Annotated in this window: 23 protein-coding genes; 18 read left to right on the forward strand and 5 right to left on the reverse strand. The window is 60.3% G+C overall.

Features of this window, described 5'->3' with window-relative positions:
• The first annotated feature begins 108 nt into the window (after positions 1-108).
• Together VIZ63_RS07030 and VIZ63_RS07035 are read left to right on the forward strand one after the other, a co-directional pair.
• Positions 109-852: a SapC family protein gene (locus VIZ63_RS07030; protein ID WP_331608828.1), complete on the forward strand. Its 744-nt coding sequence runs from the start codon at positions 109-111 to the stop codon at positions 850-852.
• A 148-nt stretch (positions 853-1,000) separates the two neighbouring features.
• Positions 1,001-1,675 carry a DUF6445 family protein gene (locus tag VIZ63_RS07035; RefSeq protein WP_331608829.1) on the forward strand — a complete coding sequence of 225 codons (675 nt, stop codon included), beginning with the start codon at positions 1,001-1,003 and terminating at the stop codon, positions 1,673-1,675.
• Between the two features lie 27 nt (positions 1,676-1,702).
• Here VIZ63_RS07035 and VIZ63_RS07040 read toward each other — a convergent pair whose 3' ends face one another.
• On the reverse strand, positions 1,703-2,149 hold the full coding sequence (locus tag VIZ63_RS07040; protein WP_331608830.1) for a T6SS immunity protein Tdi1 domain-containing protein: 447 nt from the start codon (positions 2,147-2,149) through the stop codon (positions 1,703-1,705).
• 152 nt (positions 2,150-2,301) lie between these two features.
• On the opposite strand from VIZ63_RS07040, the gene VIZ63_RS07045 reads away from it, so the two are divergent.
• The 5 genes from VIZ63_RS07045 (at position 2,302) to VIZ63_RS07065 (ending at position 11,136) form a co-directional block, all read left to right on the forward strand.
• Positions 2,302-3,324: a cupin-like domain-containing protein gene (locus VIZ63_RS07045; protein ID WP_331608831.1), complete on the forward strand. Its 1,023-nt coding sequence runs from the start codon at positions 2,302-2,304 to the stop codon at positions 3,322-3,324.
• 52 nt (positions 3,325-3,376) lie between these two features.
• Positions 3,377-4,921: a tryptophan halogenase family protein gene (locus VIZ63_RS07050; RefSeq protein WP_331608832.1), complete on the forward strand. Its 1,545-nt coding sequence runs from the start codon at positions 3,377-3,379 to the stop codon at positions 4,919-4,921.
• A 70-nt stretch (positions 4,922-4,991) separates the two neighbouring features.
• Positions 4,992-5,690, forward strand: a complete 699-nt coding sequence (locus tag VIZ63_RS07055) for a DUF6445 family protein (protein WP_331608833.1) — start codon at positions 4,992-4,994, stop codon at positions 5,688-5,690.
• 268 nt (positions 5,691-5,958) lie between these two features.
• Entirely contained in the window at positions 5,959-8,637 is a 2,679-nt protein-coding gene (locus VIZ63_RS07060; protein WP_414703778.1) for a glycoside hydrolase family 3 C-terminal domain-containing protein, read from the forward strand.
• Positions 8,638-8,763: 126 nt separating this feature from the next.
• Positions 8,764-11,136, forward strand: coding sequence for a glycoside hydrolase family 95 protein (locus VIZ63_RS07065; protein ID WP_331608835.1), 2,373 nt, complete (start codon positions 8,764-8,766; stop codon positions 11,134-11,136).
• A gap of 307 nt (positions 11,137-11,443) precedes the next feature.
• Here the strand turns inward: VIZ63_RS07065 and VIZ63_RS07070 are convergent, their stop codons facing one another.
• Positions 11,444-12,391, reverse strand: coding sequence for a LysR family transcriptional regulator (locus VIZ63_RS07070; RefSeq protein WP_331608836.1), 948 nt, complete (start codon positions 12,389-12,391; stop codon positions 11,444-11,446).
• 91 nt (positions 12,392-12,482) lie between these two features.
• Here VIZ63_RS07070 and VIZ63_RS07075 point away from each other — a divergent pair, with 91 nt between their 5' ends.
• The 9 genes from VIZ63_RS07075 (at position 12,483) to VIZ63_RS07115 (ending at position 21,375) form a co-directional block, all read left to right on the forward strand.
• Positions 12,483-13,970: a form I ribulose bisphosphate carboxylase large subunit gene (locus VIZ63_RS07075; protein ID WP_331608837.1), complete on the forward strand. Its 1,488-nt coding sequence runs from the start codon at positions 12,483-12,485 to the stop codon at positions 13,968-13,970.
• Between the two features lie 11 nt (positions 13,971-13,981).
• Positions 13,982-14,392, forward strand: coding sequence for a ribulose bisphosphate carboxylase small subunit (locus VIZ63_RS07080; RefSeq protein ID WP_331608838.1), 411 nt, complete (start codon positions 13,982-13,984; stop codon positions 14,390-14,392).
• A gap of 17 nt (positions 14,393-14,409) precedes the next feature.
• Positions 14,410-15,300: a CbbX protein gene (gene cbbX / locus VIZ63_RS07085; RefSeq protein ID WP_349261150.1), complete on the forward strand. Its 891-nt coding sequence runs from the start codon at positions 14,410-14,412 to the stop codon at positions 15,298-15,300.
• A 25-nt stretch (positions 15,301-15,325) separates the two neighbouring features.
• Positions 15,326-16,393, forward strand: coding sequence for a class 1 fructose-bisphosphatase (locus VIZ63_RS07090; RefSeq protein ID WP_349261151.1), 1,068 nt, complete (start codon positions 15,326-15,328; stop codon positions 16,391-16,393).
• 9 nt (positions 16,394-16,402) lie between these two features.
• On the forward strand, positions 16,403-17,275 hold the full coding sequence (locus tag VIZ63_RS07095) for a phosphoribulokinase (protein WP_331608841.1): 873 nt from the start codon (positions 16,403-16,405) through the stop codon (positions 17,273-17,275).
• A gap of 10 nt (positions 17,276-17,285) precedes the next feature.
• Positions 17,286-19,322 carry a transketolase gene (tkt, locus tag VIZ63_RS07100; protein WP_331608842.1) on the forward strand — a complete coding sequence of 679 codons (2,037 nt, stop codon included), beginning with the start codon at positions 17,286-17,288 and terminating at the stop codon, positions 19,320-19,322.
• Positions 19,319-20,032: an HAD-IA family hydrolase gene (locus VIZ63_RS07105; RefSeq protein WP_331608843.1), complete on the forward strand. Its 714-nt coding sequence runs from the start codon at positions 19,319-19,321 to the stop codon at positions 20,030-20,032. Before tkt ends, VIZ63_RS07105 begins: the two co-directional genes overlap by 4 nt.
• Positions 20,029-20,751 (forward strand): ribulose-phosphate 3-epimerase, encoded by a 723-nt coding sequence (gene rpe, locus VIZ63_RS07110; RefSeq protein ID WP_349261146.1) that lies wholly within the window; start codon positions 20,029-20,031, stop codon positions 20,749-20,751. The genes VIZ63_RS07105 and rpe overlap by 4 nt, the downstream gene beginning before the upstream one ends.
• A 99-nt stretch (positions 20,752-20,850) precedes the next feature.
• The gene (locus tag VIZ63_RS07115; protein ID WP_331608844.1) at positions 20,851-21,375 is read left to right on the forward strand and encodes a DUF2380 domain-containing protein; all 525 of its coding nucleotides are present in this window, start codon (positions 20,851-20,853) and stop codon (positions 21,373-21,375) included.
• A gap of 52 nt (positions 21,376-21,427) precedes the next feature.
• Here VIZ63_RS07115 and VIZ63_RS07120 read toward each other — a convergent pair whose 3' ends face one another.
• The gene (locus VIZ63_RS07120) at positions 21,428-22,120 is read right to left on the reverse strand and encodes a dienelactone hydrolase family protein (protein WP_331608845.1); all 693 of its coding nucleotides are present in this window, start codon (positions 22,118-22,120) and stop codon (positions 21,428-21,430) included.
• 981 nt (positions 22,121-23,101) lie between these two features.
• Positions 23,102-24,325 (reverse strand): acyltransferase, encoded by a 1,224-nt coding sequence (locus VIZ63_RS07125; RefSeq protein ID WP_331608846.1) that lies wholly within the window; start codon positions 24,323-24,325, stop codon positions 23,102-23,104.
• A 294-nt stretch (positions 24,326-24,619) separates the two neighbouring features.
• On the opposite strand from VIZ63_RS07125, the gene VIZ63_RS07130 reads away from it, so the two are divergent.
• Positions 24,620-24,898: a hypothetical protein gene (locus tag VIZ63_RS07130; protein WP_331608847.1), complete on the forward strand. Its 279-nt coding sequence runs from the start codon at positions 24,620-24,622 to the stop codon at positions 24,896-24,898.
• Positions 24,899-24,932: 34 nt separating this feature from the next.
• Here VIZ63_RS07130 and VIZ63_RS07135 read toward each other — a convergent pair whose 3' ends face one another.
• Positions 24,933-25,133, reverse strand: a complete 201-nt coding sequence (locus VIZ63_RS07135; protein ID WP_331608848.1) for a hypothetical protein — start codon at positions 25,131-25,133, stop codon at positions 24,933-24,935.
• A gap of 416 nt (positions 25,134-25,549) precedes the next feature.
• Between VIZ63_RS07135 and VIZ63_RS07140 the strand changes: the two genes are divergently transcribed.
• Positions 25,550-25,753, forward strand: coding sequence for a hypothetical protein (locus VIZ63_RS07140; RefSeq protein ID WP_331608849.1), 204 nt, complete (start codon positions 25,550-25,552; stop codon positions 25,751-25,753).
• The last annotated feature ends 81 nt before the right edge of the window (positions 25,754-25,834 follow it).

Raw genomic sequence — 25,834 nt, forward strand, 5'->3', positions numbered from 1 at the left:
GCAGCGGCCTCTCTTCCGTGAAGGGACGCCCGAAACATCGAACCGCGACTTTGATCGAAGAACGCTCGGAGGGATAATCCGTAGCCGCCATTGCTGTCGAGTTTGCAGATGCCTCAATACGTGATGCTGAACAACGTTGCCCACAAGGATCTGCGGGTGATTACGCGCTACGGCGCTGAATTCGGTGACAACACAGGGACGGTTCTGACTTGTCCGACGGAGTTCGCGGAGATCCAGAAGGAGTATCCGATCTTCTTTCGCCGCGATCGCGACACGGGCGAATATCATGCCGTTGCTCTGCTCGGCTTCGAGAAGAATGAAAATCTGTTTCTCGACAACAACCGCTGGAACGCCGTGTATCTGCCGGCGGTCGTCGCGCGGGGGCCGTTTCTGATCGGTTTCCAGGAACGGCAGATCGATGGGGAGATTCGCAAGGAACCGGTCATCCATGTGGACCTGGATCACCCTCGCGTCAGCCAGGTCGAGGGAGAACCCGCATTCCTGCCGCATGGAGGCAATACACCGTATCTCGGCCACATCGCAGCGGTGCTGCGTGATATCCACGATGGTCTGGAAGTTGCCAAGGCAATGTTCGCGGCTTTCACCGCGATGAATCTGATCGAGCCTGTGAAGGTTGAAATCAAGCTCAATGAGCAGGAAGCATACGGCTTGACCGGCTTGCATACTGTCAGCCCGGAGAAGCTGAGAGACCTCGACGCGACCTCGCTCTACAAACTGAATCAGGCAGGCTTCCTGCAACTCGCGTTCTTCGTCGTCGCTTCTCACGGCAATGTCAGAAAGCTCATGGCCATGAAGCAGCGTCGGCGCGGGGTGCAGGCTGCCAATGGTTAGAGCCCGTTGCAGGACTATTGCGCGATCCGATCTTGCGTTTTACGGCGCTCGTTCCGCGGGATTCCCGTTGGCCAGAAGCAGGTTCCACGAGGCGTGCCCGGGGTCGCTCCTCGAATGTCCAATGATCGCGTGATCGGGGTGTGATTTCGTGCAGCACCGCGTCGACTACATCGGTAACGGCCGTGCGCCAGTTCTTGTGATTGACAACGCGCGGCCGGACGCGCAGGCGCTGATCGAGGTAGCGGCAGCACGGACGGATTACAGCGTGCGGTCGCTTTACTATCCAGGCGTCAGGTCTTCGGCGCCGCCGGAGTATGCCCACTCGACCGTGACGAGACTGCGCGATCTCATCCGCACTACGTTCGATCTGGCGGGTGAGCTGGTGATCACCGATTCGACGTTCTCTCTCGTCGTGACGCCTCCTGACAAGCTGCTCCCGTTCCAGCGGGTCCCGCATTTCGACTCCGCCGACCAGAACAGGATTGCAGTGCTTCATTACCTCTGTGATCTCGGCGGCACATCCTTCTATCGCCACCGCAGCACGGGCACGGAGATCGTCACTGCAGACATGCAGGAGCGCTATATGCGCAGCGTCAACGCCGAGGTCAGGACTGTGGGTATGCCGCCCGCTCAATACGTCGACGGCGACACGCCGTTATTCGAACGAATTGCACGATACGACGCCGTGTTCAATCGCATGCTGGTCTATCGTGGCAGCATGCTGCACTCGGTCAACGTCGCGCGGGGATTCGTGCCTGACGCGAATCCGCGCACGGGACGGCTGTCGATCAATACATTTCTCGCGGCGAAGATGCAGGCGTAAGAGGAGGGCTCCATGTATCCTCGATCTTCAATCGGGCGGAATCCAGTAGACGTCACTCTGCTTGCAGATATAGGCCTGGTAGGAATAGTGAACTGCGAGATGGGTGGGTGCGAGATTGGAGACTTGATACTTGCCGCCCAGCGCAGGCGGGAGACGAAATCCGTAGCATTCGTGCCTTCCGAGCGTCATGCCAGCACGTCGACATTCATCGATGAGTTGCAGCCTGAGCCAGTCGTTGGCGTGGCCAGAATCGAGCAACTGCGCGAAGTGCTCGCGATTGCGCGCCACCACCACACAGCTGCCGTTGCCAACGTCGAGGCGCGACACGGCGTTGTCCTGAGTGACGACAAAGACGTCGCCGAGGAGATTGACGAGCCACAGAGAGAAGCGTGGTGGTAATGGCGGTATCCAGAAGCCGAGCAGTTTTCCCCAATTCGCGCCTGTCTGCACGAGCAGATAGTCTGTGATGTTCATGACATCGAAATACTACATGCGAGGGCTCGGCGACAATAGCTGCACATCTGCCTTCATGGGGCGTCGCGATAAGTCCGCTGCGCGAGCATTTTTGGCGAGCAATTGCCTATACTCATGCTCAGTTGACAACGCAGCCAGGCATTGACGGATTCATGGTCGAGGTCGCTGGAAAAATCAGGGTCATAGAGGGCTGTCGAGGCAACGCCTTGCCGCTCGATGAGCTGCTTGCGTCGGGACAGCCTGCGGTGTTGAAGGGGCTCGTGAGCGACTGGGCGCTCGTACGCGCAGGTCTGGAGTCGGATGCGGCAGCGATGCGCTACTTGCAATCCTTCGATAACGGCAAGCCTGTTCAATACAACTTTGGCGAGCCGCATGTAGCCGGGCGACCGTTCTACAACGAGGATTTCACGGATCTGAATACGACAGTGCGGCGCGATCCGCTGTCGAAGGTGTTGAGCGAAATCGAATCACACCTGAACGATGAGCGGCCGCCCACCTTTTACGTGGCATCGCTGCTCGTGGACTCCTGCCTGCCGGGATTTCGTTCGCAGAATCAGCTGGATTTCGCAGCGCATGGCATCGATCCGCCGCCGGGTATCTGGATCGGCAATCGGACGATCGCCTCCTGTCATTACGATGCGCCGAACAACATCGCTTGCTGTGCTGTCGGACGTCGACGATTCACGTTGTTTCCGCCTGAGCAGATATTCAATTTGTATCCAGGCCCGTTGGAGCCTACTCCGGGCGGGCAGGCGATCAGTGTCGTCGACTTCGACAATCCAGACTTCGAAAAGCATCCGCGCTTTCGTGAGGCGCTGAATGCGGGGCTGACTGCCGTGCTGGAGCCCGGCGACGCCGTCTTCATTCCCAGCATGTGGTGGCATCACGTCGAGGGTCTCAGCTCGTTCAATGCGCTAGTGAACTACTGGTGGAGCAGCATGCCCGCATACATTCCGACGCCGATGAACGTGCTGTATCACGCTCTCTGGACATTACGCCATCGTCCGGAGCGCGAGAAGCAGGCATGGAGGGAGGTCTTCGACTACTACGTGTTCGGATCGGCGCAACATGCCGTAGAGCATCTGCCGGAACGAGCACGAGGCATCCTGGATCCGATCGACGATGCGCGGGCACGGCAGATCCGCGCCATGTTGATCAACAAGCTCAATCACTGATTGCACACGAAAGCATCCTTGCGGATGACGTCAGTGTGCGGGGGATTTACGCGTGAGCACTAAAGAAATTCGAAAGGTTGTGATTGCCGGCGGCGGTACCGCAGGCTGGGTGACAGCGGCGGCGCTGTCGAATCAGCTTCGCGGGCTGATCGACATCACGCTGGTCGAGTCCGAGGAAATCGGCACGATCGGTGTCGGGGAGTCCACCGTCCCGCCGATGCGCGCATTCAATCGCTTCCTGCAGATCGACGAGCAGGAGTTCATGCGGTCGTGCGCAGCGACGTTCAAGCTGGGGATTCTGTTCGACAACTGGCGCAAGCAGGGCGAGTCGTACATCCACCCCTTCGGCATCACTGGCCAGTCCAGCTGGTCGTGCGAGTTTCATCACTTCTGGCTGGATAGTCTTGCCAGGGGCATGCAGTCGGAGTTCGGCGAGTACTGTCTGGAGCATCAGGCGGCAGAGCAGCAGAAGTTCGCAACTTCGCCCGATTCGAAAATCAACTACGCCTACCACCTCGACGCCGGAATATACGCGCGATATCTGCGTAAGCTGTCCGAGCGTTACGGCGTTACCCGTATCGAAGGCAAGATCAAGCACGTCAGGCAGCACCCAGAATCAGGGTTCATCGAAGCGCTCGAGTTGGAATCAGGAATGACCATCGAGGGCGATCTGTTCATCGACTGCACTGGCTTCCGCGGAATATTGATCGAACAGACGCTGCAGACGGGCTACGAGGATTACAGCAAGTGGCTGCACTGCGATACAGCAGTCGCGCTGCAATCAGAACCCGTCGCGCCGCCACATCCGTACACACGTGCCATCGCTCATGAAGCGGGCTGGCGCTGGCGCATTCCGCTGCAGCACCGCGTGGGCGACGGCTTCGTGTTCTCCAGTCGACACATGTCCGTTGAGCAGGCGACGGAGAAGTTTCTGGGCGCAGTCGAAGGCAAGCCGGTCACGCAGCCGCGAGTGATCAGGTTTCGTACCGGGCGCCGGCGGCAGGCATGGAACAAGAATGTCGTCGCAGTAGGTCTTGCGGGCGGGTTCATCGAGCCGTTGGAGTCGACCAGCATTCACATGATCATGACGGCCGCGGTGCGGCTCGTTCATCTCTTTCCGTTCGGCGGCGTGACGCCGGCTTTGATGGCCGAGTACAACAATCTCGCGCGCAAGGAGATAGAACACATTCGCGACTTCGTAGTGTTGCACTATCACGCGAACGAGCGCACCGATACCGAGTTCTGGCGCGAGTGCAGGGAGATGGTCGTACCCGACTCGCTGGCCCACCGGATCGAGATCTTTCGCGAACGCGGGCATGCGTGGCAGGGCGATGGCGAACTGTTCCGCATCGACTCGTGGACCCACGTTCTGATGGGGCAGGGCATCAAGCCGCGCCAGCCACACTTGTTGCCAAGAGCAATGACAGATGCGGAGCTCCAGCGCTTCCTGAGCGAGCTCAGGAAGCCGGTCCAGCATGCAATGGAGCGGTTGCCGTCGCATGGCGACTTTCTGAATCGATACTGCAAAGCGAGTGACGATATCTGGTCGGTCGCGAAGGCAGCGGCGGCGTCGACGCATTGGGTTGTGAACAGGTAGGAGCAGGGGTTTGCAGCTCATGTGCCACGGGGTCGCTGTCGCGTAACAGCGTTCGAGGTTCGCGATCGCCATGATTCTCGACCTGAATCCGGATTTTCGCATCGAGCAGCTGACCGTCGGTGCCGAGAAGGCGCCACTGTTGGTGATCGACAACTTCGTTGCCGATCCGCAGCGCCTGGTGCGCAGGGCGGCTGCACGACAATTCCGTTCGGGCGGCATCAACTACCCTGGAATGCGTACCGAGGCGCCGCTGGCTTATCAGCAGCTGTTTCGCGGTCGTCTGCAGAGAACATTGTTCGATTTCTTCGGTCTGACCGGCAGGTCGCTCGCGTTCCCCATGTGTCACTACTCGCTGGTGACGACACCGGCCGCGCAGCTGAAGCCTTTGCAACGCATTCCGCATGTCGATTCGACCGACGGTCGTGGCCTCGCAACCGTGCACTACCTGTTCGAGGCGAACCTTGGCGGCACCGCCTTCTATCGCCACCGCGCGACTGGATTCGAATCCATCGACGCCTCACGCAAGGAGGTTTATTACCAGCACATCGAGCAGCTGCTGCGCGAACCGCAATCACTTCCTGCCGGCTACATCAACTCCGATACGGATCTCTTCCAACAGATCGCGAGCGTCCCAGGCGTTTTCAATCGCATTCTAATCTACCGGCGAAACTCGCTGCATTCAGGAAGCATCGATAAGGACTTCGTTCCTGATGCAGATCCATTGACGGGTAGGCTGTCGATCAACTGCTTCATCGACCCAGTGGCCTGAATCCGCCTACAGATTTCCTGTCGACGCGACAGTTCGGTCCGAGCGAAGACTTCCGATTCTTCTTCGGCACGACCCGAGTCGCGTCATATTGTAAGACATATATAATTGTGCCAAGGTCGCCGTCGCACACCACGGGCTCGCAACTTCAACACGAACGCGGCACTGGGAAAGCAGACATCGATCGTCGAACTGACGCGCCAATCTGGGCGGGTAATCCCGCCGCCCGTGTCCAGGATTCATTGCAACGAACTTCAGAAGAGAGGCAGGTATGCAGATGCGGTGTCGCTTGCGAGCGGTCGTGGCATTTCTGATCGTTGCAGGAGCTACGCCGGTCGTTGGGTCTGGGGCCGATGATGCTTCACTGCGGGTAAAAGCCGACCAGAAGGCAGCGAACCTGGTCGCGCAGCTCACGCTGGATGAGAAGGTCAATCAGTTGCTCAACGTGGCACCCGCGATTCCACGTCTGGAGATTCCGGCCTACAACTGGTGGACAGAGTCCTTGCACGGTGCACTGGGCGGAGTACCCACGACCAACTTTCCGGAACCGATTGGCCTTGCTGCCTCGTTTGACACCGCGCTGCTCCACGATGTCGCGGCCGCCATCAGCGAAGAGGTTCGCGGCCTGCACGCGATGGGGCGCAGGACCGGACGACTCGGTCGCATCGGCACCGGCCTCGACACCTGGTCGCCCAACATCAATATTTTCCGCGATCCACGCTGGGGCCGTGGGCAGGAAACGTATGGCGAGGATCCATATCTCACTTCACAACTCGGTGTGGCATACGTGCGCGGCACGCAAGGGCCGGACCCCGATCGACCATACGTCATTGCATCGCCAAAGCATTTCGCGGTACATAGCGGCCCGGAATCAACGCGTCATTCAGCCAACGTCTTCGTATCGCCTCACGATCTCGAGGACACGTACCTGCCGGCATTTCGCGCCGCGATCGTCGAGGGTCGCGCCGGCTCAATCATGTGCGCTTACAACCGCGTCAATGGACAGCCGGCGTGCGCGAGCGATCTGCTTCTGAAGGAGCGCTTGCGGCAGGCCTGGAACTTCCAGGGCTACGTGGTTTCGGACTGTGATGCGGTCGAGGACATCAGTGATGACCACAAATATGCGCCGGACTCCGTCGTTGCCGTAGCGGTCGCGTTGAAGTCGGGCGTCGACAATGAATGCAACACCGCCACCTTGTTCGATATCGGCGGTCTCGGCAATCGCTATCTGCAAGCTTACGAGCGCGGGCTGATCAGCAACGAAGATATCGACCGCGCGCTCATTCGCCTGTTCTCCGCGCGATATCGCAACGGCGATCTGCCGGGGCTGGTGTCTCGCGCTCCGGGCATCTCGGGACCGACGATCACGTCCCCGACCCGCGATGCGCTGGCACTCGCAAGTGCGGAAAAAAGTCTGGTCCTGCTCAAGAATGACGGCGTGCTGCCTCTGAAGAATATCAGGCGCGTCGCGGTGATCGGCCCACACGCGGATGCCACGCGCGTACTGCGAGGCAACTACTCATCACAGCTCTCGAGTCCACCCATCTCGCTGGTCGAGGGGCTGCGGCGCGCGCTACCCAGCGCGGTAGTGACGCACGTGCCCTGGGGTGCCTCGATTACCGATGGCGATCCGATTCCTGTCAGCGCGCTGCGCACACCGGACGGTAAGCCGGGTCTGCGAGCCGACTACTTCGAACCTGTGCAAGCGCCTGCGGCGCCGTATGCGAATCATGCCGAGTTCGGAGAGCGCACTGCTCAAGTGACGTTCAAGGATCAGCCGACGATGACCCGGGTCGAGCCCGGGGTTGCCCTGCGCAGCAAGGAATCTTCGCGACTCACTGATTACTACCGCGTCGTGTGGACGGGCTATCTGGTGCCGCCGGAGACGGGAACCTATCGTCTGGGCCTGCAGGGGACGAACGCCGAAGTGATGCTCGACGGCAAGGTGATCGCACAGCATCGGCACAAGCCGTGGGGAACACGCTCGGAGTTCGTCAGCATCGAGCTCAGGAAAGGTCAGCGCTATCCACTGCGTGTGACGAACGATGCGCTGCTGCTGGCGGGGATCGAACTGCTCTGGAAGCGTGTGTCGACACAGCCCGAGGTGGACATGAAATCCGCCGCGGACCAGGCCGATGTCCTCGTTGCGGCGATTGGACTCACCTCCGATCTGGAAGGCGAGGAGATGAAGCTCGAGATCGAGGGATTCACGGGAGGTGACAAGACCTCGATCGATCTGCCGGCCGATCAGCGCAGGCTCCTCGAGCAGGCGAAAGCCACGGGCAAGCCGCTGATCGTAGTGCTGATGAATGGCAGCACGCTCGATCTGTCGTGGGCGAAAGAGCATGCCGCAGCCATCGTCGAAGCGTGGTATCCCGGCCAGGCTGGCGGGCTCGCGGTCGGCAACGTCATCGCCGGCAACGTCAATCCCGCGGGCCGCTTGCCGTTGACCTTCTACCGCAGCGTCTCTGATCTGCCCGGGTTCGATGACTACTCGATGAAAGGGCGCACCTATCGCTACTTCGAAGGCACGCCGGTCTATCCGTTCGGGTACGGCTTGAGCTATGCCACCTTCGAATATGCGCCCGTGAAGGTCGAGTCTGTTGGCGGCACCCCGGAGGGTGGCGTGCGTGTGACTACGACGGTTCGAAACACCAGCGATCGCGCCGGCGACGAAGTTGCGCAGCTGTATATCCAGCCTCCCGTCTTTGAGGGGGCGCCACGCCGTGCGCTGCGAGGGTTCCAGCGTTTCGCGCTGCAGCCCGGAGAACGCCGCACCATCACGTTCGAGCTGTCACCCCGCGATCTGAGCTTTGTGACACGAGACGGAGTTCGCCAGGTCTTCGCGGGCGAGCATCAGGTGACGGTGGGATCAGGCCAGCCGGGGTCTGGTGTGCCGACGCAGTCCACCGCGTTCAAGACGACGCAGCAGGTGCGTATCCCCGAGTGAAGAAGGGGTCACGCCTGGCGGAAGACGCGCTGGACGAAGTCACTGCAGGTTGTTCGCCCAGGTCTGCCCGTCGTGTCCGCGCGCTTGCGATTAATGAGACCGTCCTGGTTGCCGCAGGACAGGTGGATGAGCTCGATGACTGATCCGATCAATATCACCCGCCGCGATCTGCTGGCCAGCACGGTTGCGCTCGCGCTGGCGTCACAGAGTTCGCCGCTTCACGCAGCATCGGACGATCGCTTCACACCCAAACCGCTGTCCCTGTGGTATCGCCAGCCCGCCGAAGAATGGGTACAGGCGCTACCGGTGGGCAATGGGCGGCTCGGTGCGATGGTGTTTGGCGGCGTCGCGCTCGAACGGCTGCAGTTGAATGAGGACACGTTTTTTTCCGGCGGTCCGTACAACCCGGTCAACCCGCAGGCGAAGGCTGCGCTGCCCGAAGTGCGGCGCCTGATCTTCGCGGGGAAATACGCCGAGGCGCAGGACTATGCGAATGCTCACGTGATGAGCAACCCGCTGAAGCAGATGTCGTATCAGCCTGTTGGCGATGTGCTCATCAATGCCTTCGGCCTCGAGAATGTCGCCGATTACGTGCGCGAGCTCGATCTCGTAACCGCCGTGACCCGCACGCGCTTTACCTCCGGGCAGACGCGCTTCGTGCGCGAGGTGTTCGCGTCTGCGCCGGATCAGGTGATCGTGCTGCGTCTGACCGCGGACCGGCCCGGCAGAATTCAAGGCGCCTTCTCGCTGACGTCCATGCAGAAAGGGAGCGTGAACACCGAGGGCGATGACACGCTGGTCATGTCCGGCATCGGACCTGGTGAGCACGGTATCGAAGGGCGGGCGAAGTTCACGCTGAGGCTGCGGGTCGGACAACGTGGCGGTTCGAGAACCATCGGCGAGGCGGGGATCAATGTCGCAGGCGCGGATGAAGTCGTCGTGCGTATCGCGATCGCCACCAACTACAGGCGGTTTGACGATCTCTCCGCCGATCCGCAGGTCATTACGCAGCAACAACTCCGCAGCGCCTCATCGGACTACGCGCAATTGCTCGGCCGGCACGTCGAGGACTACGCGACCCTGTTCCGCCGCGTGACGCTGGATCTCACCGGGAGTGAGGCTGCATTCACACCGACTGATCAGCGTATTCGGGAATCAGGATCGGCGGTGGATCCTGCGCTCGCGGCCTTGTACTTCCAGTACGCACGCTATCTGATGATTTCGAGCTCGCGTCCGGGGACGCAGCCGTCCAACCTCCAGGGCATCTGGAACGAGCGTCCGCATCCGCCGTGGGAAAGCAAATGGACCATCAATGTCAACACGGAGATGAATTACTGGCTGGCCGACGTCGCGGGCCTCGGTGAGTGCATCGAGCCGCTGTTGCGGATGGTCAAGGACATCTCCGTCACCGGGGCGATCGCCGCGCGCGACATGTACGGCGCTCGCGGCTGGGTCGCCCATCACAATACCGACCTGTGGCGTGCCGTCACGCCTATCGATGGCGCGCAGTATTCACTTTGGCCCATGGGCGGCGTGTGGCTGCTGCAGAATCTCTGGGATCATTGGGAGTTCACGCGCGACGCCGCATTCCTGCGGGAGATCTATCCACTGATGAAGGGATCGGTGGAGTTCTTCGTCGATACCCTCGCGGTAAGTCCGCAGGACGGTTCGCTGGTCACCGTGCCTTCGATATCACCCGAGAACTGGCATCCGTTCAACGCCGCACTATGTGCGGGGCCTGCGATGGATCGCCAGTTGTTGCGCGATCTCCTGGATCGCTCCGCGGTGGCCGCTGAGATCATCGGCGGTGACACCGGCTTCCGCGATCAATGCAAAGCCGTTCGCGCGAGGCTCGCGCCCGACCGTATCGGCAAGGCCGGCCAGCTTCAGGAATGGCTGGAGGACTGGGATCTCGAGGCACCCGAACTGCGCCACCGTCACATCTCGCATTTGTATGCGCTGTATCCGTCGGAACAGATCACCGTCGAGGACACTCCCGAACTCGCAAAGGCTGCCAGGCTGTCGCTCGCGATCCGTGGCGATGAAGCGACGGGTTGGGGTCTTGGCTGGCGCATCAATGTGTGGGCACGACTGGCGCAGGGGGATCACGCACATGCGGTGCTGAAGATGCTGCTCGATCCGTCGCGCACCTATCCAAACATGTTCGACGCGCATCCGCCGTTCCAGATCGACGGTAACTTCGGCGGTGCCGCCGGTATCGCGGAAATGTTGCTGCAGTCGCATCGGCAGCGCATTCACCTGCTGCCCGCGTTGCCCAAGGCATGGTCAGAGGGAACGGTTACGGGTCTGCGTGCCCGCGGTGGATTCTCGGTGGAGCTTCGCTGGTCTGAAGGCCAGCTCGAGCGAGCCGTTATCACGAGTCTTGCCGGCCAGCCAGGCACCCTGGTCTACAGGGGGCAGAAGCTCGACGTGAAACTGAAGCGGGGTCAGCGGCAGGCCTACGGATGGGTGAAGGACACTCTGCAATCGATCGGGTAGCCCGGAGGCATTGATCCATTCGTCGTTCCCCCGGGTGATCCCGAGAATATCGAGAACAGTTGCGGAGGATCGCACGGTGCTTCGTATCCTTCCGTTTACGACCATCGCCGTCACGTTGATCCCCTCTGCGGCGTGGTCACAACAAGCGCCAGGCGGCAGACTGCGAATTCACAGTCGTGAAGGCGGCGGAACGGTGATTACCGTGACGGTCCCGGGCGCAGCCGCCTACAAAGATCGACCAGCGAGTGTTTGAAACGGCTGCTGAGTCACGGCCGAGTAACAAGACAATAGGTGGGGCGGAGTTCTGTCACTCACCGCGCATCGGCCGATCACCATCGATTCCTTGAAACCATGCGGCAACGAAGGCTTCGCCCTGTTCGATCACGTAGTGACGAAACGCCTCGGCGACCGGCGACATGACTCGCGCCGTGAGACGCACCAGCTGCCACTGGCGCAGCAGCGGCATCTCATCGACTCGCAGCGTGACGAGTTTCCCTGAACGCAGTTCTTCGGCGACGGTGTGCAGCGAGATGAACGCAATGCCAAGGCCGGCCATCACAGCCTGCTTGATGGATTCATTGCTGGTCATTTGCATCAACACGGGCGGAGTGATGCGCCACTCGCGAAATAGCGATTCCATCGTCATCCGGCTGCCGGATCCCTCTTCGCGAATGATGAACGGTTCGCGCGCGAGGGTATTGATCTGGACCTCATCGAGTTGCGCCAGCGGGTGCGTTGCGGCGGCGATCACGCCGAGTGGATGAATCGCGAAGGGCTCGGCGCGTGTGTCGAGTTCCTTCGGCGGGCGTCCCATGATCGCGACATCGAGCTCGTTGCGGTGGAGCGCATCGACGAGTTCCACACGGTTGCCTTCGATCAGCCGGGGCTGCACGCCCGGATGTTGCTTCATGAAACCCGCGAGCAGATGCGGCACGAAATACTTGGCCGTGGTCAGCATCCCCAGGTGGAGCACGCCCGTCTGCACTTTTCGTAGTCGACCGATCAGGTTCTCGGCTTCACGCATGGTCGCGAGCACGCGCTGGACGTGCACGAGAAAGTATTCACCTATGAGTGTCAGCGTGACCGAGTTGGCGCTGCGATCGAACAGCGGCAAGCCGATGACCGACTCGAGCTGCTTGATCTGCATCGACACGGCAGGGGCAGTGAGATGCAACTCCTCAGAGGCGCGCGCAAAGCTCGAGTGTCGAGCGACGGACGCGAACACCTGTAATTGCCGCAATGTCACAGGGAGCATAAGGAATCCCTGAACTGCCGAATAAGAAATCGTGACTTCACGTTAACTTATGCTTTCGGCAGCCTGTGCTCAACCATCCGAGGTGAGCGCAATGAGCACAGCACTGGCAGCAGCAGAGCAGGTCCCGGCGAGAAAGCGATATGACGCGGGGGTCCTGAAGTATCGCGAGATGGGCTATTGGCAGCCGGACTACCAGCCGCAGGAGACGGATGTGATCGCGCTGTTTCGCATCACTCCGCAGGAAGGCGTGGAGCCAGAGGAAGCTGCCGCCGCCGTGGCAGGTGAGTCGTCGACGGCGACCTGGACGGTCGTGTGGACCGATCGTCTGACCGCCTGCGACATGTATCGCGCGAAGGCCTATCGGGTCGACCGGGTGCCCAATACCGGTCCGGGTACCCATACCGAGGCGCAATACTTTGCCTACATCGCCTACGAGCTGGATCTGTTCGAGGAAGGCTCGATCGCGAATCTCACGGCCTCGATCATCGGCAATGTGTTCGGCTTCAAACCGCTGAAGGCGCTGCGGCTCGAAGACATGCGCATTCCAGTCGCATACGTGAAGACGTTCCAGGGACCCGCGACAGGCATCGTCGTCGAGCGCGAACGTCTCGACAAATTCGGCCGTCCGCTGCTCGGTGCTACGACCAAGCCGAAGTTGGGATTGTCGGGTCGCAACTATGGCCGAGTCGTTTACGAGGCGTTACGCGGCGGACTCGATTTCGTGAAGGACGACGAGAACATCAACTCGCAGCCCTTCATGCACTGGCGCGATCGCTTTCTCTTCTGCATGGAGGCGGTAAACCGGGCCTCGGCCGCGGCCGGCGAAGTCAAAGGTCACTATCTGAATGTGACTGCAGCAACGATGGAAGACATGTACGAGCGCGCCGAGTTCGCGAAGGAACTCGGCAGCGCGATCGTCATGATCGATCTGGTGATCGGTTACACCGCGATCCAGAGCATGGCCAAGTGGGCGCGTCGCAACGACATGATCCTGCATCTGCACCGCGCAGGTCATGGCACCTACACGCGGCAAAAGAATCACGGCATCGCCTTTCGCGTGATTGCCAAGTGGATGCGGCTCGCCGGTGTCGATCACATTCATGCGGGCACTGTGGTCGGAAAACTCGAAGGCGATCCGAACGTCATCGCCGGCATCTACGACACGCTGCGCGAGCCGCTGACGCCCGCCAACCTGATGCATGGTGTCTTCTTCGACCAGGACTGGGCGGGGTTGCGCAAAGTCATGCCAGTGGCCTCCGGCGGCATTCATGCGGGGCAGATGCACCAGCTACTCACCTATCTCGGTGAGGATGTCGTGCTGCAGTTTGGTGGCGGCACTATCGGACATCCACAGGGTATTGCCCAGGGCGCGCAGGCGAATCGCGTTGCGCTCGAAGCGATGGTGCAGGCACGCAACGAAGGCATCGACATCTGGAACGAAGGTCCGCAGGTGCTGGATAGGGCAGCCCGCTGGTGCTCGCCGCTGCGTGCCGCCCTCGACACCTGGCGCGATGTGACGTTCAACTACACCTCCACCGACACCGTGGACTTCGTCCCGACTCCGACCGTGGCCGTTTGAAGGAGCGACTCATGCGCATCACTCAAGGCACATTCTCGTTCCTTCGCGATCTGACGGATGAGCAGATCCGGGCACAGATCGGCTATGCGCTTGGTCAGGGCTGGGCCATGTCGGTGGAGTTCACCGACGATCCTCATCCTCGCAACACGTACTGGGAGATGTGGGATCTGCCGATGTTCGACGTACACGATGCGGCCGGTGTCATGTACGAGCTGAACGCCTGCCGCAAGGCCCATCCTGGCCAGTACATCCGTTTGAATGCATTCGATGCCACGCGCGGCTTCGAGACCGTACGGCTGTCCTTCATCGTCAATCGTCCGAAGGAGGAGCCGGAGCTCCGACTGACGCGAACCGAAACCCAGGGACGGTCGATCCGGTACTCCATGCAGACCGTGCGCGAAAGCGAGCGAGGTCGCACGTGAATGCCGCGGCAGAGGACATGGCAGCGCGAGAGAGCGTCGATCTCGAAGCACTGTTCTCCGACTCCCATGTCGGTGAAGTCATCGAGCAACTCGATCGCGAACTCGTCGGTCTCGCACCGGTGAAACAACGCGTTCGCGAGATCGCGGCGTTCCTGCTGGTTTCCCGCGCGCGTGCACAGCTTGGAATCGAATCCGAGCTACCCAGCATGCACATGTGCTTCACCGGCAATCCCGGAACTGGCAAGACCTCCGTGGCCGCGCGGATGGCCGACATCCTGCAGCGACTCGGCTGCGTGCGGAAGAACACGTTGATCACGGTCACTCGCGACGATCTGGTCGGGCAGTACATCGGCCACACCGCACCCAAGACCCGAGAAGTCCTGAAGCGTGCGATGGGCGGGGTGTTGTTCATCGATGAGGCGTACTACCTCTATCGACCTGAGAACGAACGCGACTACGGTCAGGAATCCATCGAGATTCTGTTGCAGGCCATGGAGAACGATCGCAACGACCTCGTCGTCATCCTTGCCGGCTACAAGGATCGCATGGACACGTTCTTCCGTGCGAATGCGGGCATTCATTCGCGCATCGCTCATCACATCGAGTTCCCGGACTTCAGCCAGGCGGAGTTGCTGCAGATCGCGGAGCTGATGGTCGAGCGCATGCATTACCGATTCGATAGCAACAGTTGTGAGGCGATGAAACGCTACGTTGCACATCGCATCCAGCAGCCGAATTTCGCCAACGCCCGCTCCATTCGCAATGCGCTGGATCGTGCGCGGCTGCGCCAGGCCAACCGACTGTTCGCGCGGGCGATGGAAGGCGAGCGCGCGTCGATCAACGAGCTGACCTTGATCGACGCCGGGGATCTGCTGTCCTCGCGAGTGTTCCAGAAAGCGGCCATGTGATCGTCAGAAGGAGAAGGTCATGCGCTTGTACTCGGGTCGGACGACGCTGTCGAAGTTTCTCATCGAGCACTGTCATGCGGAACAGCGTGAGCTCGCCGCGCTGCTGATCGACGTTGCGGCCGCAGTCAAGGCGATTTCGTCAGTGGCAGGGAAGGGCGTCCTGGGCGGCGGACATGGAATGGTCGGCGGCGTGAACGTTCAGGGCGAGGAGCAGCATGGCCTCGATGTACTCGCGGACGAGATCTTCGTCGATCACTGCGAGTGGAGCGGACAGATCGCCGGCATGCTGTCGGAGGAGAACGAGAATCCTCTCGACATCCCGCTCGAGATTCAGCGGGGCAGCCATCTGCTCGTGTTCGATCCGCTGGATGGCTCGTCGAACATCGAGATCAACGTCTGCGTCGGCACCATCTTTTCGGTGCTGCGTTACGAAGGCTCCGGCCAGCCGCAGCCTGCCGATTATCTGCAATGCGGCACGAACCAGGTGGCGGCCGGCTACGCACTGTACGGCCCGTCGACCATGTTCGTGCTGACGATCGGCAAGGGCACCCACGGCTTCACGCTGGATCGAGAGATCGGCAACTTCATCCTCACGCATCCCAATCTCTCGATCGATCCCGATGCATCCGAGTTCGCCATCAACATCAGTAACGAACGGTTCTGGGAGGCCCCGATCAAACGCTATGTGAGCGAGTGCAAGGCCGGCGCGACTGGCGTTCGTACACGCGACTTCAACATGCGCTGGATTGCTTCGATGGTGGCGGACGTGCATCGCATCCTGATGCGCGGGGGCGTCTATCTCTATCCCTACGGCACGAAAGATCCGCAGCGGGCCGGGCGGCTGCGTCTGCTGTATGAAGCCAATCCGGTGGCATTCCTGGTCGAGCAGGCGGGCGGTGCCGCATCGACCGGCTTGCGCCGAATGATGGAAGTCGTGCCGGACAGCCTGCATCAGCGTGTGCCTCTGATCTTCGGTTCCCGCAATGAGGTCGAACGCATCGAGCGCTATCACGTGGAGCACGCGGCGGGAATCGACAAGCCCTATTACTCGCCGCTCTTTGCAGAGCGCTCATTGTTGCGTATCGACGCGTGAGGAGCCGCCATGTCCGCGAAACACCCAATCGTTGCGGTCACCGGCTCTTCGGGCGCCGGCACCACGACCGTGATGCGCAGCTTCGATCACATGTTCCGTCGCGAGAAGATCAAGGCGGCGATCATCGAAGGCGATTCGTTGCATCGCTACGACCGGGCGGCGATGCGCGCCGCGATGAAGGATGCCGAGGAGCGCGGCGAGCGCAACTTCAGCCACTTCGGTCCGGATGCGAATCTGCTCGATGAGCTGGCGGCAACGTTCAAACAATACGGCGCGACCGGGCAATGTCGCATCCGCAAGTATCTCCATGATCCTGCCGAAGCCGCGCCTTACAGGCAGGATCCTGGGACGTTCACCGCGTGGGCCGAAACGGATGCGGACACGGACATGCTGTTCTACGAAGGCCTGCATGGCGCCTACGTGAGTGAGACGACCAACGTCGCACAGCATGTCGATCTGCTGATCGGTGTGGTACCGATCATCAATCTCGAATGGATTCAAAAGCTCCATCGCGACAAGTCGGTGCGGGGCTACTCGCAGGAAGCAGTGGTCGATGTGATCCTGCGGCGCATGCCGGACTATGTGAACTACATCTGTCCGCAGTTCTCGCGAACGCATGTGAACTTCCAGCGCGTGCCGACGGTGGATACGAGCAATCCGTTCATTGCACGCGACATCCCGTCGTCCGATGAAAGCATGGTGATCATCCGCTTCACCGACCCCCATGGCATCGACTTTCCCTACCTTCTGTCGATGCTGCAGGGATCATGGATGACGCGGCCGAACAGTCTGTGTGCGCCGGGCGGCAAGATGGGTCTGGCCCTGCAGCTGATCCTGACGCCCATGATTCTTCGCCTGAAAGACATGAAACGTCGCGCATGAGGTGGATCGCATGAATGACTTACGCCGTCGCAAAGCGAATGCGCTACGGATGCTCACCGTGGATGCGGTCGAGCAAGCAAAGTCCGGACATCCAGGCGCGCCAATGGGCATGGCCGACATCGCAGAGGTGCTGTGGTCGACCTGGCTGAAGCATGATCCGGCCGACCCACAATGGCCCGATCGCGACCGCTTCGTCTTGTCGAACGGCCATGCGTCGATGTTGCTGTATGCGTTGCTGCATCTGACCGGCTATGACTTGCCTCTGGCTCAATTGCAGCGCTTCCGCCGGCTGCACTCACGAACACCGGGTCATCCTGAAACGGGACTGACGCCTGGCGTCGAGACGACGACCGGGCCGCTCGGGCAAGGACTCGCCAATGCAGTCGGCATGGCGCTTGCGGAGAAGCTGCTCGCACAACACTTTAACCGAGCTGATTGCAATCTCGTCGATCATCGAACGTACGTGTTTCTCGGTGACGGCTGCCTCATGGAAGGGATCAGCCACGAGGCGTGCAGTCTCGCGGGCACGTTGCGATTGTCGAAGTTGATCGTGTTCTATGACGACAACGGCATTTCCATCGATGGCCACGTATCTGAATGGTTCCGCGACGACACGCCCGCTCGCTTTCGCGCGTATGGCTGGCAGGTGCTGCAGGTGGATGGACACGATGCCGATGCGGTCAATGCGGCGATCGGTGCAGCGATCGATCAATCGTCGCACACGGACGGAAAGCCCACCTTGATCTGTTGCAAGACGGTCATTGGGCACGGATCGCCGGGCAAAAGCGGCTCACACGAAGCGCATGGCGCGCCGCTGGGAGCGGAGGAGGTCAGCGCAACGCGCGCAGCACTCCAGTGGGACTATCCACCCTTCGCGATCCCGGACGAGGTCCGCGATGCATGGGATGGGCGTGTTCGGGGCTCACGCCTGCACGACGAGTGGCGCAAGACAGTCGAACGCTATCGCGACCGCTATCCTGATCTGGCCGCCGAGTTCGAACGGCGCATGCGCGGCGATCTGCCGGCGAGCTATGCGCAGGCACTGATGAGCGCCGCCGAGGAACTCGCATTGCAGACTGGATCGATCGCGACCCGCAAAGCATCGCAGATGGTGCTCGACAGGCTCGCTCCGGGACTGCCGGAGATGTTCGGTGGATCCGCCGATCTCACGGCGTCCAACCTCACCAACTTCAAAGGCTGTGTCACGGCAGGACGGGATCGTGCCGGCAATCACCTGAGCTACGGCGTACGTGAGTTCGGCATGGCCGCGGTGATGAATGGCATGAGTCTCCACGGCGGTTTCATTGCCTATGGCGGCACGTTCCTCACGTTCAGCGATTACAGCCGCAATGCCGTGCGCATGGCCGCGCTGATGAAACAGCGCGTCATTCACGTGTTTACCCACGACTCCATCGGCCTGGGCGAAGATGGACCCACGCATCAGGCGATCGAGCACGCACCGTCGTTGCGACTGATTCCGAATCTGGATGTGTGGCGTCCCGCCGATCTGCTCGAAACGCTCGCGGCATGGGACGCAGCAGTCACTCGTACTGAGGGTCCGACTGCATTGCTGCTGTCCCGCCAGAACCTGCCGATTCGCGCGCGTCGGCCTGACGATCTGGAACAGATCCGGCGGGGTGGATACGTCGTGTACGAAAGCGAGGATGCATGCGCAACGCTGCTCGCAACAGGATCGGAGCTGCATCTCGCGCTCGAAGCAAGACAACTGCTGGCGGTACAGAACGTCGACGTGCGCGTGGTCTCGATGCCGTGCACGAGTCGATTCGATGGGCAGGATGATCTCTATCGCGAGAGTGTGCTGCCGCGGGATCTGCCAATTATCGCGATCGAAGCGTCACAGCCGGATCTCTGGCGCAAGTATGTGGGCAGGGAAGGGCATGTCATCGGCGTGAACACGTTCGGAGAATCTGCTCCCGGCCCCGTCCTGTATGAACACTTCGGTTTCACACCGCAGCAGATTGCACGCTGCGTGCTCAAGTTCATCGGCGCCGAACAACGCACGCATGAGCCTGTAGCCTACGCATGAGGACCAAGCTGGTGATTTGTGATCTCGACGGAACGCTCGTGGACACTGCGCCGGACATCGCGGCAGCCGTGAACTACGCGCTTGCTGGAGAGAAGCGGCCTTCGCTCTCGCTGGGCCAGGTACGCAACCTGATCGGTGAAGGCGCACGTGCGACCGTTGCCAAGGCGTTGGCACAAAGCAGGGCACACGTGCAGCCGGACGAATCGAGCCGTCTGGCGGAGCGAGGCGCGATGGATCGCCTGATGCAGGCATATGCCTGCTATCTGTTGAGCGACCGTGCCAGTGATAGCACGGTGTACCACGGCGTCTCCTCGACACTCGCAGCCTTGCATGCGGCAGGAGTGAAGCTGGCGCTGATCACGAACAAGGAGGAACGGTTTGCATACCCATTACTCAAGGCCCACGGGCTCCAGCGATGGTTCGATCCGATCGTCTGTGGCGATACACTCGCCGCACGCAAGCCCGATCCGATCGTCGTGCAACACTGTCTCGAACGACATCAGCTTCGTCCGGAGCACGCGGTTGTCGTAGGAGATTCTGGCTTCGATGTCGCCGCTGCACACGCCGCGGGGGTGCGATGTTTGTACGTCGACTATGGATACGGCGGGCCAAATGTGCCGGCGCCGGACGCGCAACTTCACGCGTTTGCCGAGCTTCTGGATCATTTGGGGTTCGATGAGCAGACGCACCACGTCAGGAGCTTCACATGACGACACCCTCATCCGTGCAGTCACCAGTGATCGCGCCGAGTATCCTTTCCGCAGACTTCGCACGACTGGGCGAAGAAGTTCGCAGCGTGCTCGAAGCTGGCGCCGACTGGATCCATTTCGATGTCATGGACAATCACTACGTACCGAATCTTACGATCGGTCCGGAGGTGTGCAGTGCGATCAGACCCCATACCGGCGATGCCATGATCGATGTGCACCTGATGGTCGAGCCCGTCGATGCACTCGTGCCTTTGTTCGCGAAGGCCGGCGCGGGACTCATCTCCTTTCATCCCGAAGCGACCAGGCATGTCGATCGCACGCTGCAACGGATTCGGGACAACGGTTGCAAGGCAGGCCTCGCTATCAATCCGGGGACGCCGCTGATGATGATCGAACCGGTGATCGACAAGCTCGATCTGGTACTGCTGATGTCCGTGAATCCGGGCTTTGGCGGCCAGTCCTTCATTCCTTCGACGCTCGACAAGCTGGTTGCTGCGCGCGCATTGCTCGACCTGCACGCTGCACGGACAGGTCGCACGATCCGCCTGGAGGTCGACGGTGGCGTCAAGGTCGACAATATCAGCGAGATAGCCTCCGCCGGCGCCGACACCTTTGTCGCCGGCTCCGCAATCTTTGGCGCAAAGTCGTATCAGGCTGTGATCAATGACATGTGTTTGCGACTCAGGAACAAAGAACGCAGAGTTGCTGTTGCTCAGTAGATGGCGCACGGATCCGGGATCCGTATTCGTCCTCGTAGCAGAACGCCGCGACATCGCAAAGAATCGCAGCCCTTGGTTCATCGAACAGTGGGCATTGACATGAAACAGCGACGGGCGATTGCCGCGCTCTCACTGGCGCTTGTCGTCGTACTGTGTCCGCATGCGCACGCCGCGGACAATGAACGCGATCCAGTGTCCATCGCGCTCATCGATCTCGATTACCGGGACACGTCCGGCGAGCCAACCGACCAGAGCGAAGCCCACCAAGCGCGACTGCGAGGGTTCATGGATGCGTTGCGCGACGATCTTGCGCGTGACGGTCGGTTCAGGATCGTCGATCCGAAGTGCGATCCCGCGCCATGTTCGATTGACCAAACTGACTCGCAATCATTGCTCGATGCCGCAAAGGCCGCCGGCGCGAAACTGCTGCTGTACGGCGGAATCCACAAGGCGAGCACGTTGATCCAGTTTGCAGACGTACTCGTTGCAGACGTCGACAAGGATCAAGTGGTAGTGCAGCGCTCGCTCAATTTCCGTGGTGACGACGATCGGTCATGGATGCGCGCCGAAAAGTTCGTCGCCAGGCAGCTCACAGAAGCACTGGCAAACTGGAGCCCCGAATAGCGGGTGGGTGACGTGCGCTTGCGGCGCGATGCACTCATGCGCTGACGAAGGCTCAGCCCAGGTTCCTCGCAAGGAAAGCTTCGGTGCGAGCGTTAGCGAGCCTGGCCGCATCCTGGTCGTAGTGAACGCCTTTATGCCGCGCGAATGCATGAGCGCAGCCAGGATAGACGAAGACATCTGTATTCGGTCGATCCTTCAGAGTCGCGACGATCTTCTCCCGAGCGGGCGCGGGCATGTATTCGTCCTCGCCCGCAAGGTGCAGCGTCATCGGTGTCGTCACAGCGCGCGCTTCGTCGACATATCGCTCGGTGCCTCCACCGTAGTAGGACACGGCGGCGTCGACATCGGTCCTGGCACCTGTGAGAAACGCCAGCAAACCACCGAGGCAGAATCCCATGACACCGACTCGACCGCTCGCACCTTCCAGCGATCGTGCCAGCGTGACGACCGCCGCGAGGTCGCGCACCGCGCGATCGAAGTCGAGCGACTTATAAAGCTCGAAGCCCCTGGCCCATTCGGCTTCATCCAATCGGTTCATTTCGATGCGCGGTGTCACGCGCCAGAACAGATCGGGCGATACGGCAATGAAGCCGAGCTTCGCAAGTTCATCGCAGGTCGCGCGCAGATCCTCGTTCACGCCGAAGATCTCCTGCACGACAACGACTGCGGGCCCCGAACCGGACACCGGCCTCGCCACGTAGGCGCTGAATGTACCGTCCTCGGCTTCAACATTGATCCAGCTCATGTGATCTCCTCATGGATGGTGTGCTCACGCTCATTCGTCAGCCGTGCAGGCAGTTCTCGTATCTGCCTGGATCATTTGCCGTTTTGCATCGGCTATGTAGCAGATGCGTTACATCAGGCGGCGGTGCCGTTGCGTATGCGACGGATGGTGCACCGGTGCGTGTTCCGGAATTCCGGGTGTCGTGTATTGCAGGGTGAGCGTGCTCCACGAGAGAACGCGGCGGAGGCGGGCGCAAGATGCGGATTGGTGCGTTTTCCGAGCACCGTTGGAAAAGCGCCTCGAAGCTGCAAAGGCGCATCTATAAAGGCGCATCTATTGGGAATGGCGAACGAGAAGCAGGTCCCGTCACAGGTTGGCTCGGCGGCTGCCACCAGAATTGTCGGGTTTTTCAATTTGTGGCCACTTCATCGTGATGGAGGAATAGAGTCTAATCAGTGAGTTGTGGAGTAGTGCAGCCGGTGCACTAGCTACGCGTGGGCCATGCCCATCGATAGGATCTGCTTCTTTTGCGGGCTTCGGCCATGCGGTTGATGAGGCGCGCCTTACGGCGCAGCAAGAGCAGCAAGCGACCGCGGATAAGATGGCAAGGGAGCAGACGGAGGTCGAATATCGTGACTACTATCTGTCTCTGCGCGAGAAGGACTTTTTTCTGGAGATTGAAGAGCGGGACAGCCGCATCCGTGCTCTTGAGGCAGAACTGCGCGAAACGCAACTTTCTCCGCACAAGGCCCAGCTGGCTGGTCAGCACGAAAGAATTGGTCGCTTCCGGGAAGAACCCATGCGTACGCCATGGCTCTGTTGCCGGCACGCCTGCATTCGCCCGCCCGCAGGAGCCCGATGATCTGTTCTTCGGTGTATCGCTTCTTCTTCACGTCCAACCTCGTAGTTGCGAGCAGAAGGGCGATCTAGATGGTGAGATTCCGGCGTCGGCACGGGCCGGTTCGAATAGCGCGGATCGCCGCGGACTGGCATCCGCGTTTGTCAGCCGGACTCACGGCGATCCTCTGCCATCTTGAGGCCCACCGCTGCTGGCGCAGGTACCGATTGGTCGTACGAAAATCGGCCTTTCAGTGCAAGAATTGGCTTCTCGAAGAAATGCCAGCTGGCAATGGCTAGCAGCCACGAGACACTCAAGACTACAACTATGACGACGCAGTAACGCGCGCCGTAGGACCACGCAGGCAAATACTTTGCGAGCGCAGGCATCAATCCAGATTTCAGGAACGCCGCGAGCGGAGCATGGATCAGATACAACGCATAGCTGACTCTTCCCACGGCAGCGAGCGGTGCGCAGGCGAGGAGCCTGTTGAGTCCTGCCTGCTGACTAAGCCGGAGCGACCAGAGCAGCAGGCAGCCTGCAAGAACTGCGATGGCCGTGTAACCGTACAGCACTGTATAGCGGCTCCAGTAATAGAAGGCGCCGTCCTGCCATCGAGCAATGCCGAGAACCACCATAGAGATTCCGCAGCAGTACGGCAGTATGCGCAGGAGCTGCTGCGTACCTTTCTGAGAGCGCAGGCCGATGGCGAGAATGGCGCCGACAGCCAGACCATCCAGATGAGTGAATGTAATCGTATAAAGGGATTGAACGCTGACTCCGTTGGCCTCCAGGAACAGGCGCAGGCCAAGTGAGGCACAGAGCAGGCCGATCGACAGCCGCAGCAGCGATCTGGACGAGAGCCAGTACACGGCCAGCGGCCACAGAAGATAGAACTGCTCCTCGACTGCGAGCGACCAGAAGTAGCCGCCCCCTGTCTGCCTGAATCCCCCCTCTTGTGCGAACAGCCAGTTCGCGCCATACAACCAGAACCATGCCTGCTTATCGAGCATGCTCTGAAAATCGCGCGGCAGGTCCGGCAGGACGTGCGGAAGAACCAGGAAGAACAGCACGAGATTCGCGTAGTACAGCGGCCAGATGCGCAGGAAGCGGCGTGCCAGAAAATTGCGGAAGTAGTGCGGCGAGTCGCGTGTTGCGAGCAGGATGCCTGTAATGAGAAATCCGGACAGGACGAAAAAAAGGTCGACCCCCATCCATCCGGCCTGCGCGAACTTCGAAACCAGGCCCTTGCCGCCGTCCACAGGCTGGTAGAGCAGATCGAAGTGGCAGGCTATGACCATCAGGATGGCGATCCCGCGCAATCCATCAAGTTGTCGAAAATGCTGACGGGTCAGATCTTCGACCAGCGGGCGCACGACCTTATCCATGAGCGCTCATATCCTTGGGCGGGTCACAACGAACTTTCGACAAATTGCATGTAAGTGTCAACGCCGATTGAATTTTGATCCCCTTTGGTGGAAAACGCCGAAGTAAATTTGACCCCCTGGGCACCTCTTACTGATTCCTAGCTGTCTTGATCGAGCCGGCTTTGCGCTCAGCAGGAACTCGCAGAGCAATACCCGCTCGCGAGTGCGGAACTGATTGAGATCTTTCATTCTCTCTTAGATGCGGCTGCGAGCTACAAAGCCCTTACTGGGAACTACCTGCAGATCTGGGGCGAGTTGGGAGAACTGTTCGCTGAGATAAAGTTTGGTCTCAAGCGTCATCGAGCGCACGCGCAAGGATCGGCCGGAAAGCTGGGCAACGATTTTGTTGAGGTGAAGACAATCTCACCAGAAAAGCGAGCAGGGCGCGTTCATGTGAAGCGTGCCGGCAATTTCAATAAGCTGCTTATCGTGAAAATCACTGAAGACTTCGAGTTCGAAGCGAGGTTGATTGGCCGCGAAGCTCTCGGCAAAGGCAAGGGCAAGCTTGCTCGATTCTCCTGGACCAACGAATAACTGAACTGTCGACTTGATGTCTGTGTAAAGCGAGCTATCGCTTTCGAGGCCGAGCGGTGACGCAACTATTCAACGCATCAGCCACGAGTCGAGCTGCGGTTACGTTGATGCAGTCGGCGACGTACGTGTGCTCGCCACGCTTGTTGGTCTGCGTGATGTCGAACACAACCCACGAGTAGCCGCCGGCGCCGTGATCTTTCGTCTTGATGGCTCGATAACGCTGCGTCTTTTTCATCGATTGAATATACCGCCGAGTCTGGCAGTCGGGTCTGCGTCCAACGCGACCAGTGACGATGATTCACCGATTCATTGCCAAGCCCCAAAAAGACATCCATGGAGGATGCGATTCCAGCAAGTTCAGCCGGGCCCCCGCAGCGGCTTGATTAACCGTGGATCGCGTTACCGGAATTTCGAAGAGGGTTACCGGAATTTCGTTGGCTCGACACGCGGCGTGTTACCCCTAGAACGCCGTGGTTCACGATTTGTCATAATATACATTATGCGTACAGAAGAAAGCGTCGCCGGCCGGAGGTCACACCGATCCCGGAGCGCCCTGCGCAGCATCCTTTTCGTGACGCCGATCGCCCAATCGCGCACGGCTCGAGCGGTATGGTCGCCGCTTCCTCAACGGCACAACGGCACGGAGTCGCTATGCGTTCGATCGTCATCTTCAGCCTGCTGATGCTCGCAGGCTGTGCATCCTCGCCCGAGCAAGCTGCACACGAAGCGGCCACCGATCGCTTCGAGACCTGCATGGACAACACGCTCGCATCGTTCGGACCGTTCCGGTTCGGCACCCAGGAGTCGCGACTCAAAGCGGCCGAGATCTGCCGCGATGTCATGAAGACTCAGTAATCGATGGATCCTTTGGCGCGATCTGTTCCGGGATCCACAAGACGGTCGCATGTGCCGGTGCCGCTCATCATCACTGAACCG

This window comes from Povalibacter sp., from assembly GCF_036520495.1.
In the GTDB taxonomy this organism is placed as follows: Bacteria; Pseudomonadota; Gammaproteobacteria; order Steroidobacterales; family Steroidobacteraceae; genus Steroidobacter.